Here is a 17678-nt window from a genome sequence, read left to right as displayed (position 1 = left end):
GATGAATGGACTTAACCTTAACCCGAATGCATATCCTGATATGCAGTTAGGGAATCCGAACAATTTCGTATTGCCGCGGTTTGATTAGTCCGACGGCGCCGAAGGTAAAGTTACCGGTAAAACCTGTAAAACCCAGAGGGCTTTGCAGAGTCGCGGACGTGAACGCTTCGGTCTTTGCGGTGCGGTCCAGCGCAACCGCCATGATGACCAGATCGTAGAGCACGGCAGATGCAAGGGTTGGCGTCTGCTGGTAGGCCTGCTTGAATTGGTCAGCGAATTTGCGCACCGATTGTGGTGACAGGGACGGAAACCAGCCGCCCCGGAGCGCTGCCGGCAAGGGCTCGGCCAGGATCCAGCCCGCGTTTCCGATCACGGACACATCCGCAGTCGCCTCTCCCGCCAGATTGGCCACGATGTTCGCTGCGGCCTGAGGGGCGATGGCAAAGACCAGCGCGGCCTTGACTGTATCGGCCGCCGCCGCCTGCAAGCTCGCCTGGAGGCCGTTCATGTCGTTGCCGTCGACCTGCTGGGTGACAATCGAAAATTCTGGCGCAAGAGCGGCCAAGGCGGCTGCCAGTCGTGCACTGTCCTGCGCTGCGGTAGACACCACCACCAGCCGGCCGAGCCCAAGGCGCTTGGCCTCCGTCAGCAAGGCATGAGCCTCGTCGCGCCCGGCAAGTGCCGCGCTGTAGATGGACAGGCGCGTGTCCGAACCGGGCGCGAGCGTAATTGTCGGTATCGACGGGTTGCCCAGGGCGTCGGCCATCGCTGAAACGGCGGCCATATCGCTTCCGCCGACCACGACCCGCGCCTGAGCATCTGCCAGTCGCTTGCCGCTGACAGCAGCATTTCTTGCATTGGACTGTGGCTCGACCAGGACTTGAACAGAGCCGTTCGCCATCCGGTTGGCCGCCAGCAAGGCGGCTTTTTCGGGAGCATCGGCGACGCCGCCAGAGAGATTGTCGGGTTCGCCAAAGCTGACGACGCCCACCACAAGTGCATGGGCCGGGGCGGTAGCATCTGCGACAGCCGGGGCTTCTGCCTCTCCCACCGCGGGCGCCGCGGGTGGAGCAATGGTGGCCTCGGCCGGTCGCATCACTGTGCTGCAGCCGCCAAGCCAGGCGGCCAGAACTGCGGCCACGGCCACGCGAAACATCGGCATATGGCGGCGTCTCATGACAAAACGTAGCCGACAAGAACACTGGAAGGTGCCGGCGGCACCATGAGGATGCGCGCCCTGGTCTGGCGATCGCGATTGCCACAGCGGATGGAAATGCCGCATTCGACGGTTTTGCCCGCCTCAACTTCCTGGAACAGGCTGGCGAGAGGGCGCTCCAGTGACAGTTGCGCAGAATCGGCAAGGCCGGCGCCAGCCGTACCGGCCACCGATCGCAGATAGTGCAGAAACTCTGGATTTGACTGGACCAGGCGCTTGCGCTGATCGAGCGCGAAGGCTGGCGCGGGGCCCGCCTGCAACAGGCTCAGCAGGGACGAAGTCCGCGACAGGGGGCGCAGCCGCTCGATGTCGCGCAAGAGCAGCGCCACGGTTGTACTGCGAATGGCGCCGGTGGCGTTGATTTCGGCGTCATTGGCACCTTCGACGATCTGCGAGACAAAACGCGCCCGCCTCTGTCCCGCCTCGGCGCTGAGGACTTCCAAGGCATCCCAGAACACCCGTTCGAGACGTACACCTGTGCGACTACCGCCAACGCTGACCGTGCGGAATTCCGGCTTGGTTATGGATCTGAGGTGTTCGCCGGCATCCACGGGTGGCGTTGTATCGGCCAGCGCCGCGTCATCGCTCACTGAAAGCCTCCTCCCGCACCTTGTTGATCGGCTTCATCAGGTACTGCAGGACCGTACGCTTGCCGGTCAGAATGTCGACGGAGGTCACCATGCCTGGCAGAACCGGCAGTTCCTCGCCGCGGAAGCTGAGCGTCGCCTGATCTGCCTGGATCTGCACCAGATAGTAGGTTTCACGGGTATTGTTATCCACCATGCTGTCCGCCGACACATTGGTCACCTTGCCAGTCAGGCCGCCATAGATGGAGTAATCGTAGGCCGTGAGCTTGATGCGGGCCTCCTGGCCCGGGATGATGAACGCCACGTCGGAGGGTTTGAGCCGCGCTTCGACCAACAGAACCTCGGACAAGGGGACGATGTCGAGCAGCAGTTCGCCAGCAGCAACCACGCCCCCAATGGTGTTGATGTTCACCGAGTTGATGACGCCATCAACGGGAGAGCGAATGTCGGTGCGCTGCACGCGATCCACGGCGCCCCGCAATTGCTGCTGCGCGCTGGCCAATTGCGCCAGGGCGACCGTCAGTTCGGCAAGAGCGTCCTGGCGAAACTGCAGGCTCGCCTGCTCGACCTGCAGCTCGGCTTCTTTGAGGGCGGCTCGAATACGAGCGACAGTTTCAACGCCGGCAGCGATCTGGCCATCAAGGTCGCGCACTTCGCCCTGCACATCGAGGAACGCGGTTTGGGCCACCAGGCCGCGCTCGGCCAGCGGCGTCATCAGCGCGAGTCGTTCCTGCGCAATACTGAGATTGTCGCTCACCCGCGCATTGTTGGCCAAGGCTTCGCTGAGCTCGCGCTGACGCTGCTCCACACGCTGCACCAGCACTTCGACACCCTGTGCGAGGCTGGCCGAACGACTGGTCATCAGGTCCATTTCGCTGACGCAGACTTCCGGCGCCGAGGCGACTATTTCTTCAGGACAAACGAATGAATCGCTCCCAAGCCCCTGGCTCTCGCCGCGCAGTCGCGTGGTCTGTGCCAGCAGGGCGAGCACTCTTGCTTCCACTTCGCCGGCGCTTGATGCCGTCGTCGTGTCGTCAAGCTGGATGAGCCTTTGTCCCTGTCGCACCCGTTCGCCTGAGCGAACCAGGATTTCCGTCACCACCCCGGCTTCCGCAGCCTGGATGAGCTGGGTCTTGCCAGAGGGAATGACACGCCCTTCGGCGCGGCTGAGTTCATCTACCTGGGCCCAGGAGGCCCAGATGAGCCCCGTCAGCGAGCAGAGGCCGATGATAATGACCACGTAGAGCCAGCTGGCGGGCGGCGGCGCGGCGCGGAAGGCGGTTGGCTTGCTCCTGCCCAGAGAGAACGGCGCGTTCATGACATGGTGCCCCTGGCGCGCAACTGGTTCAGCACATCCTCGCGCGGGCCATCGGCAATGATCCGGCCATTGTCGAGAACGATCAGACGCGTCACCAGGGACAGCACGCTGTAGCGATGCGTCGCGACCAGAACCGTCTGTTCCGGCGTCAGGCTTGCTTCCAGATTGGCAATGAGCTGGCGCTCGGTGGCGAGGTCCATCGAGCTTGAAGGTTCGTCGAGGAACAGGATCTTGGGCTCCACCAGCAGGGTCCGGGCCAGCGCCACAGCCTGACGCTGACCACCCGAGAGGAGAATACCGCGCTCACCCACCGGCATGTCATAGCCCTGAGGGTGGCGCGACACGAAATCCTCCACACCGGCGCGGCGGGCGACCTTCTGCATATGTTCTTCGCTGGCTGTAGGATCGGCCAGTAGAATGTTCTCGCGGACCGTGCCGTTGAAGAGTTCGGGATCCTGCAGCACCAGACCCACACCGCGGCGCAGGTCAGCCGGGTGGTATTGGGCGATATCGGCGCCATCGATGAGGATTTCGCCCTCGGTTGGCGTGTGGAAGCCCACCAGCAGCCGCCCCAGCGTCGTCTTGCCCGAGCCGATGCGGCCGATGATGCCGATTTTCTCGCCGGCCGCCGCCGTGAGGCTGACGCCATCGAGCACAAAGCTTTTGCTGCCCGGATAGGCAAACCGGACCTTGTGGAAGGCGATACGGCCTTGGTTAATACTGCGCGCGGAAAATCCATCGGTCTTGCTGCGCTCGTCGGGCAGCTGCATGATCTGGTCGACCGTATGGTAGGCCTCGATCGTGCTCCTGGTGCGCAGCAGCAGGGAGGCGATCAGCGAAATCGGGGCGATAAGCCGGTTCGACAGCATCATGGCAGCGACGATAGCGCCCATGGTGATGTCACCGGCGGCGGCCATGAACGTGCCGCCAATGATGATGCCGCTCATGGAAAGCTGCGTCAGCGTGGCCGTGATATTGGTGGAAATCGACTGCAGCCACTTGATGGTGTTTTGCGTCTCCGAGGACGCCAGCACCGTTTCTTCCCAGCGCCGCAGCAACTGGCCCTCGGCGCGAGAGGCCTTCACCGATTGCACGCCGGTCAGCGCCTCCACCAGCACGGCATTGCGCGCGGAGGATTCCTTGAGGGCAGACTTTACCGCCCTGCCCGAGAGCCAGCCCACGACCAGCGTCGAGGCGATGGCGAGCGCGCCGGCCACCAGCGGGAACAGGACCAGCCAGCCCACAAGCGACGTGATCACCCAGGCAAAAATGCCCAGGAACAGCACGTCCACGAACATGACCAGCGTGCTCGAAGCGAGGAAATCGCGCAGCACTTCATATTGGGCGATCCGGTTGACGAAGGCGCCCGTGGAGGCTGGACGCGCCTCCATCGGCGTATTCAGCACGCGGTCGAACAGCAGCGAGGACAGTTTAAAGTCAATATTGCGCCCGACATGGTCGATGATGGCGCCACGCGCCAGCTTCAACGCAATATCGAACAACAGCACCAGGATCAGTCCGAGTGCCAGAACCCAAAGTGTCGAGATCGCCGCATTGGGAAGTACGCGGTCGTAGACATTGAGCGTGAAGATCGGAAAAGCGATGGCGAAGATGTTGATGAAGGTCGCCGCGGCGAGCACATAGAGGATGCTCTGCCCGTGCCCCTGGAACGAGGACCAGAGCCAGTGGCCGGTGCGGGCAAATCGCGTTCCCGAGTTTTCCTGCACCATGCCGTAATTCGGCGTGAGGATCAGCACATCGCGGGGCTCTTTCACCAGCAGTGTCTTGGCGTCGATGATCCGGTCTTCGCCGCGCATCGCGTCAAAGCAGTGGTAGGCTCTCCGTCCGGATCGCCCCAGCAGAACCAGAACACCACCCTCGGGTCCGATCAGCATCGCCGGATATTCGAAGTCGGCGAGTTCCCGGATGGCGCGCTTCTGGGCGCTGGTGCTCACCCCGATCCGGCCCAGCGCCGGCACGATCAGATCGGCGGTCATGCGGCCGTCGACGAGCGGCAGGCCGGCCGTCAGAAACGAGCGCGTGTCGGGCTTGCGCCAGATGCGCGCGAGATATTGAAGGGCGACGAAATACTGGTCAGACGCTGAAGGGTCTGCGGCAACCCGCGCTGCAGGATCTGGCCGATGGCGCTCAAAGTCGAGGCCGCCCTCGCCTTCTGCCGCTGCTGCTACGTTGGAAACCGACAAATTCAAACCCATGACTGCAACATGGATGTGCAGTCACGCCCCCCGAACGATGACTTAAGTATCCATCAGGCCAGAGATAGCCCCTGAGGACGCTCAGGGACAATACACATCGCCTTGAAAGTGCCGATTACAGTAAATATCGGATCGGGTCGTGTTCCGGCGCGGGCGAGCCTCAAGTGGCCCTGTAAATCCGCGCCGAAATTTGCCTGTCAGGGCATGAAGGATGTCAAATCGAGGGGCTCCCGCGCCTCCAGGTCGGACGGCTCCCACCGCGCAGTTTCGAAGCCATCGCGAGCGTATTCGTTGGCCTGAGTGGGAGGAGTGACACCCATGAAATCGAGCAGTGCGCCGGTGGACGCCAGCAGCCTGTATTCCGCGAAGCTCACGCCGTAATATGCCGTTTCCTGCAGCATCTGGACGTTTACACGGGTGTTCTGTGAATCCAGCACATCGAGCAACGAGCGTTCGCCAACGGCGAACTGGTCGCGATAGGCAGAAACCAGGTTGCCCGAAGCATTGAGCTGATCGCGATAGGTCGCGGCCAGCGTCCCTTGCGTCTGCAAGCGGAGCCACGACTCGCGAACGGCCTGATCGACCTCGCGGAAAGCCTGCGCCTGATTGTAGATGGCCTCGGACTCGCGGCGGATTTCTTCCTGCACCTGGGCTTCGCGGATGCCGCCGTCGAAAATGTTCCAACGCAGCGAGAGGCGGGCACTCAGGTCATTGGTGAGGCCAGAGGTGCCGCCAACGTCAAGTCCGGTGGAGCCACGGGCCTCAAACTGAACCTTGGGGCCGAAAGCGCTTTCCGCCTGACGCACAAGGGCCGCTGCCGCATCGATATCGGCATCGGCAATCAGGGCGACCGGGCTGTTGGCGCGCGCAGAAGCCATTGCATCCTGAAGCGACCGCGGCAGGGCTGCGCCGGGTCGCGGCGGGACGGACACAGACTGCGGCATGGTGCCGACATACATTTCAAATTCGATGCGCGCCGCTTCCAGCTCGACAGCCGCCTCGGTCACGCGAGCCCTGGACGCAGCCAGACGCTCGATGACCTGCAGACGATCCGATTCCGTGAGCTGGCCGCTCTCGATGCTCGAGCCGATGTCCTGCAGCATCGCTTCATGGAACGCCACGTTTTCCTGGCTCAGCGCGAGGATGCGCTGCTGCAGGGCAACCTGGAAATAAACCCGGGCGATCTGCAGGGCGATAAACTCGCTGCGCTCCAGCACACGATAGGAGGCGCTATCGATACGCGCCGACTGCCGCGCAACTTCGGCATCGCGGTAGCCACCATCAAACAGATCAAACGTCGCTACCAGCGCCAGTTGGGCGGGGACAAGAGCATCGTGGGAAATCCCGGCGGCGCGCCGCGAGGGATTGTCCAGGCGCTGGACGCCGACAGATGCTTCCACGTCGACACGCGGAGCATAAAGACCGATGGCTTGGCGCAGTTCGAACTCGACAGCTTCGCGGTTTTCGATTGCGGCACCAATTTCCGGGTTGGAAACAAGTGCGGTCTGCACCGAGTCACGGAGCGACATACCAAACGACGGTGTAACCAGGGACGCAAGCGTCACCCCGAGCATCAACCGACCTACAGTCAAGAACTTCATGCTGCCCCCAGCCCCTACCCCACCAGTTAACCTCTTGCGAGTCTCAACTGGAACGAGCGCTGCACCCCATGCAAATAGCGCGCGTTTAAATCACATTTTGCACTCAAGTATATCAGTGCACTCATTTTCGCAATCCGGATTCAAAGCAGTTTGGACGCGCTCCGTTATTTTATTGGCAGCGTTGCAAATCCGCACTTACGCTGACGCATGTTTCCCGACCGGGCTATCCCCCTTTCGTTCCCGACATCTTTGCAATTTCGGTAACTTGCAGGAACGATCTCGGGTCGGCGGCCGCGCAATCGAGCGTTAACCATTCCGGACCCGGGTGAGCTCACCATCCCAATGGCGGGGTCCCTCATCTCTGGCGGAACGCGGGGCCACTCCGGATCATTGTTGGCTATCACGAGGCTGATGCGATGATACCCACCAGGATTGTACTTGATCGAATGCGTGCTGATGAAATGGGACCGGCGCCCACTCTTGCCTTCTCGTCAGACGACGGCCCGGGCTGGCGGCGGCGGCGCAGCGGCACCGGCTTTTCCTATGCGGCGGCCGATGGTAGCCGCCCCGATGCCAGCGAGCTGGCGCGGATAAGGGCCCTCGCCATTCCGCCGGCATGGAGCGATGTGTGGATCTGCAAGGACGCCTGCGGCCATATCCAGGCGACCGGACGCGACGAACGGGGCCGCAAGCAGTATCGCTACCACGCCCAGTGGACCGAGCATCGCAGCACCACCAAATTCGAGACGCTGACAGGGTTCGCCAAGGTGCTGCCCGGGCTGCGAGACCAGGTCGACCGCGACTTGCGCCGCCGCAGTCTTTGCTATGAGCGCGTGATCGCATCGGTCGTCTGGTTGCTCGACAACAGCTTGATCCGCATTGGCAATCCTGCCTATGCGCGAGAAAACAAGAGCTTTGGCCTCACCACGCTGCGCCACCGGCATGTGGATATAACCGGCCACAGGCTGCAGTTCCAGTTCAAGGGCAAGTCCGGCAAGGAATGGCGGCTGCAGATGGCCGACAGACGCATCGCCAATATCCTCAAATCGCTGCAGGACATGCCGGGCCAGCACCTGTTCAAATACGAGAATGAGGGGCAGTACTGCTCCCTTTCCTCGCGCGATGTGAACGATTATCTCGCCGCCTTTGCCGGCCCTGAATACACGGCCAAGCACTTTCGCACCTGGGCCGGCACCGTACGCGCATTCGGCCTCTTCGCCGACAATGAGGTCCCCGAAACAAGGGCCGCCCAGGTCCGCGCCACCAATGCCATCATCGACCAGGTCGCCGCACGGCTGGGCAATACCAGAACCGTTTGCCGACAGTCCTATATCCACCCAGCCATTATCGAGACATGGCAGCAGGGCCATCTGCGCCGCAGCGGTCGTCTCAAGCCCGTGGACGGGCTTGATATGGACGAGGTCGAGACCGCAGCATTCCTGAAACGACTGCCCTAGGGGCCAGGTCAGGTGCGGAAGTGCCGCCCGATCTGGGCGAAGAGCTTCAGATCCTCCAGGGAATCTTCGAGCGTGGTCTTGTTGGGCGTGCCGGCAAGGACGCTGTCGCGGAAGGCGCCAAGCTCGATGCGGAAGGGATCTTCATAGATTGGCCCGACGACTTCCGTGCCGGTTTCAGTCGCCGTTGAAGACGTAATTTCGAGGCGTGTCGGCAGGTTACGGATATAGGGTGTGTCGTAATTGAGCTTGAAGTGCTGGCTCTGGGTCAGCACTTCGATGCCGGCGTCGAAGCGCGAGACATCATCGATGACGGCCTCGTAGAGCGCGGTGAAATGTCCGTAGTCAAAGAGCGCGATGACTGTCTCCCCGCCATGCTGGGTGGCGTAGAGGACGCCCTTGGGCAGGCCCAGAAGCTCACGCATGGCCGAGATGCTGTGGGATGAAAGACCGGTCAGTACCTGGTAGGCGCGAAGGGCATCGGGCGGGCAATCCTCGCCCATCACCGTACGCAGCATGGCCTGGGTACGGGCGCGACCTTCCGCGATCAGATCGGACGAAACATCGTTTGGTTTGAACACGTTACGGGTCTGCGCCACGAAGAACGGCGCCTCGCGGATAATGTCGCGGATACGGACGTGGCGGATGGTTTCGCGCGCCGGCAGGCGCGCCTTGAGTTCAAGGAAAGCCTTGGAAAACCGGCGCATATAACCAACGAACACAACCTGGCCGGTCCGGCGCGGCAGGGAGAGCAAGGGCTCGAGCTGGGCTGCGGTCAGGCAGGCCGGCTTTTCGATGAAGACATGCTTGCCCGAGTGGATGGCCTTTTCGAGCAGGTCGGCGTGAAGGTGGTCCGGCGTCAGAATGAAGACGGCGTCGAGGTCCGAATTTGCTAGCAGACTGTTAGCATCAGCATGCACATGTGCGACGCCATAGCGGCGCGCGACGTAGTCGACGAGGCTCGGCGAGACATCGGTGATGGCAGTGATCGAAAATTGCGGGTCATCGGCCAGCAATGGCAGATGCATGAGCTGGGCAACTTCGCCCAGTCCGATGAGGCCGACTTTGATTGGCGTGGTCATGCGGCAAGTCCATTCATGAAAGCGAGATTGCGGGCGGCCAGCTGCAACGGTGTCTCTGCGGCATTGTCGGCAACGTCCTGCTCGACCACGACCGGACCGGCAAAGCCGCGCCGTGCAAGCAGACGCATGACAGCCTGGATATCGACGGCCCCATCGGGCAGCGGACACATGACGCCCGCGCCATAGGAGGCCGCGACCGAGAGGTCGCCCGCAAGGACGCGGGCCCGGACAGCGGGATCGACATTCTTGAGGTGCATATAGGCGATGCGGGGGAAGACCTTTTCCATATAGGCGATGGGGTCCTGGTCCCAGAAGGCGTGGTGGCCGGTATCGAAACAGAGATCGATGTCGGTATCGGCGAGGAGACGTTCGATCTGGTCCTCCTTTTCGACCGCGGTGCCGATATGGGGATGAAAGCTCAGGGTCAGGCCGTATTCGTCTTCGACCAGCGACTGGGCATCGCGCACCATACCGACGAGACCGCGCCAGCCCTGCGCATCGAGGACACCCTCCTGCCCCTTGGGATAGGCGTTGCTCTCATCCATGATCACAAGGTGCTTCGCGTCCAGAGTGACGAGGAGCGAGGCGAGGTCCCGCAGAGTTTCAAGGAAGGCCGGCCCCGAGGACGCGTCACTGAAGACATGGACGTGAGTCGCCCCGATCAGCGTCAGCCGACGGCGGGCCAGTTCATTCCTGAGCAGGGCGGCGTCCCTGGGCAGGAAGCCGAAGGGTCCGAGTTCGGTGCCGCGATAGCCGGCTGCGGCGACCTCGTCGAGATAGGCCTGCCAAGTGTAGCGGTTGCCGGTGGGATAGTTGATGCCCCAGGAACAGGGGGCGTTGCCGATCAGCATGTCATGACTCGATATAGATGGGATTGCTCAGCGCGCGCCGGATCGGCTGGGTTTCGAGGTCCGCGCCCTTGAGCTGCCAGGGCAGCTCGCGACCGTCCAGAGCAGCGGTGAATTCGGCGATCAGTGCCGGCCGGCTGGCCTCGGCGACGATTTCGGCCCGGACGAATTTTGACGCCGATGAAAGCGGTACGGTGACCAACCAGTCCTGGCGATCAATGACGAGATCAGCGATGGGACCGGTGGCATCAATGAGCACCAGGCGGTCGCCCGGTGCGCCGCGAACCACGACATCGACGCTGGGAATGCTGGAGGCCGTGCCGCCCATGACGGCGTCTCCGACCCGGATTTCGAGATGCGGCCCGCTGGGGCTTTCGGTGACATAACCATGCCCCGATTTCATTGCCGACAACACCGCGTCTTCGCTCAGCTCAGGCAGCCAGAACACCGTGGTCGGCCGCGCCAGCACCAGCGGCCCCTCAGGCAACAGGCGATCGGGCTGATGATAGTCCGAACCGCCAATGGCCGAGAGCTTCATGCCCGATGCGAGGCGCTGCTGGTAGCGCTCCAGCGAAACCCAGTTCCAGGCGAGCCAGGTGGATTGCCAGACTTCCTGGCAGTCGGCCGCAGGAAAATCGTAGTCCCAGGGAATGGTCGGCTTGTCGTGGTTGATCGAGAGCAGACCGCCCTGATCATGCACCAGCTTTTCGAGCACATGCGCATCCGAGGGCCTGGTCATGCGGAAATCGATCCAGTTGTCGACACCAAAGACATTGGCATGGCCGACTGCAGTGGTGACTTCCATGCCGCGGAGGAAGACCAGGTCGGGGGACGACTGCGGGTGGAAGTAACGCCGCTGGGTGGTGGTGTTGTGATCGGCAATGGCGAGGAAATCGAGCCCGGCCTGCCTGGCCGCCGCATGCAGCAATTCAGGCGTGCCGCGCGCGTCAGAGTGCCAGGTGTGGCAATGCAGGTCGCCCTTATACCAGCCCTCACCCTTGCGGACAGGGAAGGTTCGCGCCGGCTGGGGCTCAAGTTTGCGCGGGGTGGCGTCGAGGCTGATGGTGACCGTCACATCGGCGCCAGCTTCGGGGACCTTGTAGAGGCCCAGAATGACATTCCAGCTGCCCGGCTGGATTTCGCCATGGATATAGCCGGGCGTCGCATCGTCGGTCGCAATGAAAAAGCGGTCCCGCGCCCCGCCGCTCCAGCCCCGAAAGCCATGCTGCGTCGGATAGCCGGTATCGCGCGGATCGAAGGCCCCGAGATCAATGATGCAGTCCTCGGCCTTGGCATAGGCCAGGGTGACATCGATGCGGGTCGTGCCCGAGGGGACGTCGAAGGGGATGTAGAAGTAGGGATTGGCGGCCTGGTCGGCGCGGGTGATGTGGGTGGTGATGGTTTTCATGGTATCCCCGTTCTTCCTTCTCCCCTTGCGGGAGAAGGTGCCCCGAAGGGGCGGATGAGGGGTGGGGATCTGCGAAGAAACCCCTCACCCGTCTCGCGCTGCGCGCGATCCACCCTCTCCCGCAAGGGGAGAGGGGTAAGAGCGCTCATCACTCCCCCACGGCCGGGATGCGATGACCCGTGCTGTCGAAGAGGTGCACGTGCTCGGCGCTAAAGCTCAGCGTCACCTGGTCGGCGACGTCGAGGTGGTCGTCGGTGAAAATGCGGGCGGTGACGCGGGCGCCTTCGCCGCGGTCGAGGGTCACGAGGCTTTCGGGGCCCATATTCTCGTTGGCAAAGAGCGGCGCGACGATGGTGTTATCGGCCCCCTGCCCGGCCAGCGCCAGGTGCTCGGGGCGCACGCCCAGCGTCAGCTTGCTGCTGGTGGCCAGGGCCTTGCCTATGGCGTCGGTCATGGGCAGCGGCTGCATGGCGAGGCCGTCGCCCTTGAGTGCCAGCAGACCATCGCGCTGCGTCCCCTCCACCTCGACCAGGTTCATCGGCGGATTGCCGACGAAATTGGCGACGAAGGTGGTGGCAGGCCGCCGGTAGATCTCGATGGGCGAGGCAAACTGTACGATCTTGCCCTGGTCCATCACGGCGATGCGGGTGGCCAGCGCCATCGCCTCGGCCTGGTCATGGGTCACATAGACCGCCGTCATGCCCATGTCGCGCTGCAGGTGATTGAGGAAGCCGCGCGCTTCGAGACGCAGCTTGGCGTCGAGATTGGAGAGCGGCTCGTCGAAGAGATAGACCTTAGCCGGATAGACCAGCGCGCGGGCGAGCGACGTGCGCTGCTGCTGACCGCCGGAAATCTGGCTCGGCAGGCGATCCATCAGGTGGCCGATCTTGAGCACGTCGGCCACTTCGCGGGCCCGGGCGTGGCGCTTGTCGACGGGCTCGCCACGCACCTTCAGCGGATAGGCAATGTTGTCGGCCAGGTTCATGTGCGGATAGAGCGCATAGTCCTGGAACACCATGGCAATGTTGCGGTCCTTGGGATGAAGATGGGTAACCTCCTGGCCACCGATCAGGATCTGCCCCGAGGTCGGCGTTTCAAGGCCCGCCATCATGCGCAGCGAAGTGGTCTTGCCGCAGCCCGAGGGGCCGAGCAGGCAGACGAATTCGCCGTCGCCGATATCGAAATTGACGTCCGAGACGGCGTGGAAATTGCCAAAACTCTTGGTGACGTTTCTGAATTCAACTGAAGCCATGGATGATCAAGCCTTGATGCCGCCGAAGAACCGGAAGCCGAACTTCCAGCTGACGAAGAGATAGAGAGCCACGACGGGCAGCGAATAGATGAGCGCATAGGCAGCCAAGAGGGTGACGATGGGCGTGCCCGCTTCCGAATAGAAGGAGTAGATCGCCACCGAAGCCGGCATGTTGTCCGAGCTGCGCAAGAGGATGAAGGGGATAAGGAAGCTCCCCCAGATGTTGACGAAGGCCCAGACCACCACCACGACAATGCCGGGACGGATCACCGGCAGGGCCACGTCGAAAAAGGCCTGTACCGGCGAGGCGCCCGCCACCATGGCGCTTTCCTCATAGGATTTCGGGATCGAGTCGATGAAGTCGCGGAGGATGAACATGGCGGTGGGCAGGAGCCCGCCGGCAAAGGTCAGGATGACGGCGACATGAGTATCCATGATCCCCATGGCCGAGATGATGAGGAAGATCGGCACCATGGCGGCTGAGCCTGATACCACCGAGGAAAACAGCAGGAGCGTATAGGTCACCGCGCCCTTGCCGGGCACCGAGGATCGGCTGAGGGCATAGGCTGCCAGCGTCGCCGCCGCACCCACGAGGATGACCCCGCCGGTGGCCTGGATGAAACTGTTCCACAGCGCCTGCACCGCGTAGGAATTGCCGAAGACGGTGACGAAGTTGGAGAGCGTCCAGGGATCGGGAATGGCCAGGCCCAATTCGGCCCGCGCATTGAAGGGCGCGAACAGGAACCAGATGAGCGGCAGCGCGAAGATGGCGCCGATCAGGGCCGCCAGGACCGAAAAGGCGATCCGGCCGACGAAAGCGGGAATTGTGAGCTTCATGACTTGGGTGCCCTCTTGCGGCCGAGGCTGAGATAGATCAGCGCAAAGGCCAGGTTGATCAGCATCATGATCACGCCCACCGCAGCACCCTTGCCGAACTGGAAGTCCTGGAAGGCGACGCGGTAATTGTAGATGGACACGAGTTCCGTCCGGTAGCTCGGCCCGCCATTGGTGAGCAGGAACGGCGTGAACGTGTTGAAGGTCCACATGGTGATGAGGATGAGATCGGTAACGATATGGCCGCGGATAAGCGGCAGGCCGATATCGCGGAATTTCTGCCAGCTCGATGCACCGGCGACGTCGGCCGCCTGGAAATAGCTCGGCGGGATCGATGAAAAGGCCGAGTTGAACAGCATCATCGAGAAGGCAGCGCCGCGCCAGGTATTGAATGCCACTATGACCCAGAAGGGCTGCTGCAGCAGGAAATCACCCGGCGGCAGGCCAAGGCCCTCGAGCAGCATGTTGAACGTGCCGTTGTCATAGTCGAGGAAGGCAAACCAGGCGAAGCCGATCACCACTTCGGGCAGGATCCAGGCGGCAATGACGAAGGTTTCGGTGATGCGCTTGACCCAGGGCGGCACGGTCTGGATGAGCCAGGCGAGAAGCAAGCCGAGCAAGGCCTGACCGAGCAGCGCCGAGGCCAGCACGAACTGGGTGGTCAGGATCAGCGAGAAGCCAAACTGGCCGCGCTGGAAGAAGGTCGCCGGATCGAACAGCGCCAGATAGTTGCCCAGGCCCACGAATTGCGGATTGAGTGCCGTGGGCCCGATCAGCGTGCGATTGGTGAATGAAACGAAGATCACCCAGAAAAAGGGAATGATCACGAAAACCGCCACCAGCAGACCGGCCGGCAGCATGAAGGCGGCGCCGGCCCGATTGGACAGCAGGGCGAAATTGCGCACCTTGCGCTTGGGTTCGGTGGTGAGGGGTTCGGTGGTCATATTTCTTTGGCCTGTGTCTGAGGCATCGGCGGGTCCTGGCATGCGCCACGCCACGGCGCCGCCCTCGGGCTTGACCCGAGGGCCACGCAAAGCTTGTGCAGGTGTCGAGGGGTCCTCGGATCAAGCCGAGGACGGAATGTGGGTTTGGATGAGTTGGCGGCGTCCCGCAGCACCCGGCGCACCCTTCGGGTCAAGCCCGAAAGAAGCGCCGGGACGCCTGGGAGCTGACTAGAGCAGGCTCACGGTGTTTTCTTCACCGACAATGCCTGTCACCGCGGCCTTGTACTGGGCCATGGCTTCCTCCGGCGACAGCTCGCCCGACACCACGGCTTCGGTCATGCGCTGGATTTCCTGCGATACCGCATTGTAGTTGGGGTTGTTCGGCCGGGCCGTGGTCAGCGGCAGCAGCGTCTGGCTTGTTTCGGTCAGGAACGGGCTGTTCGGAATGGCCACGTCATCGCGCGAACGGATGCCCGGCTGATAGTCCTGGAAGGCCGTCATCTGCTCCTGGCTCATCATGAAGCTGAGCAGCTTCCAGGCTTCCTGGGGCGCATCGGTGTTCGGGTTGATGACAAAGCCCGTGCCGCCCGAGATGGAGACGAAGTCCTGGCCGCGAATGGCCGCACCCGGTTCCTGGGCCGGCATCTTGGCCCAGCTCATGACATTGTCACGATCGGCGACTTCAAACTCGGCGCCCGGCGCGGTGACCGAGCGATAGAACCAGTCGCCCTCGACCAGCATGGCGGTCTTGCCATCGCGGAAGTTGGCAAAGCTGCGATTGCGGCCATCGGCCAGGAGCTGCGCGCGCTGGTCGCCCAGGCCCTCGTCGACATAGACGGTCTTGTAGAGGTTGAGCACGTCGAGAATGCCCTGGCTTTCGACGATGAACTTGCCGCTCTCGTCGGTGACGCCTTCGCCCGTACCGAGCAGCGCCATCCAGTAGCCCTGCATAGTGGTGGCTTCACCCATGGCGACGCCGGCATTGAGCTGGAGCGGGGCTTCGACGCCCGATTCCTTGAGCTTGCGGGCGGCATCGAGCACGTCAGCCCAGGACGAAGGCTGCCAGTCGGCCGGAAGGCCGGCCTTTTCGAAGAGGTCCTTGCGCGTGAAGATCATGCGCACGTCGGTCCCCAGGCCAATGCCGTAGGTTTCGCCGTCATAGGACATGATCGAGCGGATGCCGTCGGAAATATGATCCCAGCCTTCCCAGTTGGCATAGTCGTCGCCAATCAGCTCATCGAGCGACTTGAGCTGGCCACCGGCCGCGAAAGCCGGGATCAGGAAGCCGTCAAAGGCCGAGATGTCGGGGCCCGCACCGGTGGAGAAATCGAGAGCCAGCTGCTGGGTGAGCTGGGCATCTTCGCCACCGAACTGGTTGAGCGTGACATTGATGTCCGGATTGGCGGCTTCAAAGGCCGGAATGACCTTTTCTTCGAGCCACTGCGCGGTCGCACTGTTCACGCCGCCGATGACGCAGCGGCAGGTGATGTCGAGATCCACGGCAAAGGCCGGTACGGCCATGGACGTCGCGCCCAAGAGACCGAGCGCAAGCGCACGCATACGATTGTTCATCGAAGATATCCTCCCAAATGGTGGCTCCGAATTCTCCGGTAGCCGGTTGGCCGGATGGCTCCTCAGCATCCGACCGATTCAGAATGAACACGTTTTCACTTTTCGTCAATGCGGAGAATTCGCGGGCGAAGAGTGCAGACAAAACGGAGCGGCCGGTTCTTGGCAGCTCTTAACGACATTCTGGTGACAATCTGGCAATCAGTTGCCACGAAAGGAGCGTGGCGCCAGCTTGACATTGGCGAGCAAAAGTCAGAACAGATTGAACACGTTTTCAAATTTCGCATTTGGGCAGGAGGGTGCGGTGACCGAAACGACCGGAACACCGCGGAGTCGGGCGACGGCCGAAATGGTGGCGACGCGCGCCAAGGTATCGCGCGTTGCCGTGTCGCGTGCCTTCAATCCGCACACTTCGCTCAAGCCGGAAAAGCGCGAGCTGATCCTGAAGATCGCGCAGGAGCTGAACTACACGCCGGACCGCGCCGCGCGGGCGCTGGTCAGCGGGCGCACGCATCTGGTCGGCGTCATCGTGCCCGACGTCTGCAGCAACTGGGAAAGCCAGGAGATCGATGCCCTGACCACGGCCCTGCAGGCAGAGGGTTTTGCCACGCTGCTGTTCAAGACCCGCACTGACTATTCCATGGACGAGCAATTGCTCGCCTATATGCGCGGCTTCAACCCGGACTCGGTGATCGCCTTCGTGGAGAATGTCAAACCCACGACCTTGACGCGCTTCCTTGACCGGGCCGTGCCCATCTATGTCGATTATCCCCTGCCCGGAGACCCCGCACCGCAGGACAGTGGACCGCTGTTTGATCGGCTCAATATCCTTCAATATGAGGGCATCGATCAGGCCGTGGCGCTGCTCCAGGGCTATGGCGTTGAACGCATTGCCTATCTGGCTGGCGTCAGCAAGTCGCGCGCCAGCCTTGCCCGCGAAACCACCCTGCGCAAGGTCATGGCTGATCGCGGCATGACCCCGCCCACGGTGATCCAGGGCGATTTCGGCTATGACGCGGCCTATCAGTCGACCATCGACCTGTTCCGGGTCGGCGACGGTACGGATGCGATTTTCGCGGCCAATGACGTCAGCGCCTTCGGGGCCATGGATGCGCTCCGCCACACGCTGCAAATGCGGGTACCGCAGGATGTGCGGGTCGTCGGCTTCGACGACATCGCCCAGGCCCACTGGAAGAGCTACAACCTGACGACGGTCAAGTTCGACCTCGACGAGCGTGTTCGCGCGCTGGTGCGGCTGATCCTGCGACGTCTCAACAATCCGCAATCACCCTGCCTCGAAGAAACGCTCAATACCCGACTTGTCGTGCGCGGCACCGTCGGCTGATCCG

The 17678-nt window shown here is 62.5% G+C and carries 14 protein-coding genes; 2 read left to right on the top strand and 12 right to left on the bottom strand.

Annotation, left to right across the window (positions count from 1 at the left end):
* Window positions 1–46: 46 nt before the first annotated feature.
* The 5 genes from MQW79_RS01290 to MQW79_RS01270 form a co-directional block, all read right to left on the bottom strand.
* Window positions 47–991, bottom strand: coding sequence for a type 1 periplasmic-binding domain-containing protein (locus MQW79_RS01290; RefSeq protein WP_476586365.1), 945 nt, complete (start codon window positions 989–991; stop codon window positions 47–49).
* 182 nt (window positions 992–1173) lie between these two features.
* Window positions 1174–1806: a ribbon-helix-helix domain-containing protein gene (locus MQW79_RS01285; protein ID WP_476586364.1), complete on the bottom strand. Its 633-nt coding sequence runs from the start codon at window positions 1804–1806 to the stop codon at window positions 1174–1176.
* Window positions 1796–3121 (bottom strand): HlyD family type I secretion periplasmic adaptor subunit, encoded by a 1326-nt coding sequence (locus MQW79_RS01280; protein ID WP_476586363.1) that lies wholly within the window; start codon window positions 3119–3121, stop codon window positions 1796–1798. The genes MQW79_RS01285 and MQW79_RS01280 overlap by 11 nt, the downstream gene beginning before the upstream one ends.
* Window positions 3118–5325: a type I secretion system permease/ATPase gene (locus MQW79_RS01275; protein ID WP_476586362.1), complete on the bottom strand. Its 2208-nt coding sequence runs from the start codon at window positions 5323–5325 to the stop codon at window positions 3118–3120. The genes MQW79_RS01280 and MQW79_RS01275 overlap by 4 nt, the downstream gene beginning before the upstream one ends.
* Window positions 5326–5534: 209 nt before the next feature.
* Window positions 5535–6938 carry a TolC family protein gene (locus tag MQW79_RS01270; RefSeq protein ID WP_476586361.1) on the bottom strand — a complete coding sequence of 468 codons (1404 nt, stop codon included), beginning with the start codon at window positions 6936–6938 and terminating at the stop codon, window positions 5535–5537.
* A gap of 446 nt (window positions 6939–7384) precedes the next feature.
* Between MQW79_RS01270 and MQW79_RS01265 the strand changes: the two genes are divergently transcribed.
* Window positions 7385–8395, top strand: a complete 1011-nt coding sequence (locus MQW79_RS01265) for a DNA topoisomerase IB (RefSeq protein WP_476586360.1) — start codon at window positions 7385–7387, stop codon at window positions 8393–8395.
* An 8-nt stretch (window positions 8396–8403) separates the two neighbouring features.
* On the opposite strand, the gene MQW79_RS01260 is transcribed toward MQW79_RS01265, so the two are convergent.
* The 7 genes from MQW79_RS01260 to MQW79_RS01230 all read right to left on the bottom strand — a co-directional run bounded on the left by MQW79_RS01260 (window position 8404) and on the right by MQW79_RS01230 (window position 16332).
* Window positions 8404–9474, bottom strand: a complete 1071-nt coding sequence (locus MQW79_RS01260; RefSeq protein WP_476586359.1) for a Gfo/Idh/MocA family protein — start codon at window positions 9472–9474, stop codon at window positions 8404–8406.
* Window positions 9471–10325, bottom strand: coding sequence for a sugar phosphate isomerase/epimerase family protein (locus MQW79_RS01255; protein ID WP_476586358.1), 855 nt, complete (start codon window positions 10323–10325; stop codon window positions 9471–9473). Before MQW79_RS01255 ends, MQW79_RS01260 begins: the two co-directional genes overlap by 4 nt.
* A gap of 1 nt (window position 10326) precedes the next feature.
* A complete protein-coding gene (locus MQW79_RS01250; RefSeq protein WP_476586357.1) occupies window positions 10327–11730 on the bottom strand; it encodes a CehA/McbA family metallohydrolase in 1404 nt (467 codons plus the stop codon).
* 148 nt (window positions 11731–11878) lie between these two features.
* Complete coding sequence (locus MQW79_RS01245) at window positions 11879–12982, bottom strand: ABC transporter ATP-binding protein (protein WP_476586355.1); 1104 nt, start codon at window positions 12980–12982, stop codon at window positions 11879–11881.
* 6 nt (window positions 12983–12988) lie between these two features.
* Window positions 12989–13819: a carbohydrate ABC transporter permease gene (locus MQW79_RS01240; RefSeq protein ID WP_476586354.1), complete on the bottom strand. Its 831-nt coding sequence runs from the start codon at window positions 13817–13819 to the stop codon at window positions 12989–12991.
* A complete protein-coding gene (locus MQW79_RS01235; RefSeq protein ID WP_476586353.1) occupies window positions 13816–14760 on the bottom strand; it encodes a carbohydrate ABC transporter permease in 945 nt (314 codons plus the stop codon). Before MQW79_RS01235 ends, MQW79_RS01240 begins: the two co-directional genes overlap by 4 nt.
* A 228-nt stretch (window positions 14761–14988) precedes the next feature.
* Window positions 14989–16332 carry an extracellular solute-binding protein gene (locus MQW79_RS01230; protein WP_476586352.1) on the bottom strand — a complete coding sequence of 448 codons (1344 nt, stop codon included), beginning with the start codon at window positions 16330–16332 and terminating at the stop codon, window positions 14989–14991.
* A gap of 301 nt (window positions 16333–16633) precedes the next feature.
* Here MQW79_RS01230 and MQW79_RS01225 point away from each other — a divergent pair, with 301 nt between their 5' ends.
* Complete coding sequence (locus MQW79_RS01225; protein ID WP_476586351.1) at window positions 16634–17674, top strand: LacI family DNA-binding transcriptional regulator; 1041 nt, start codon at window positions 16634–16636, stop codon at window positions 17672–17674.
* The last annotated feature ends 4 nt before the right edge of the window (window positions 17675–17678 follow it).

This window comes from Devosia sp. Micro-HW1, assembly GCF_056341075.1.
The sequence above is the reverse complement of the archived record's forward strand: the minus strand, read 5'-3'. Positions and strand labels throughout refer to the sequence as shown.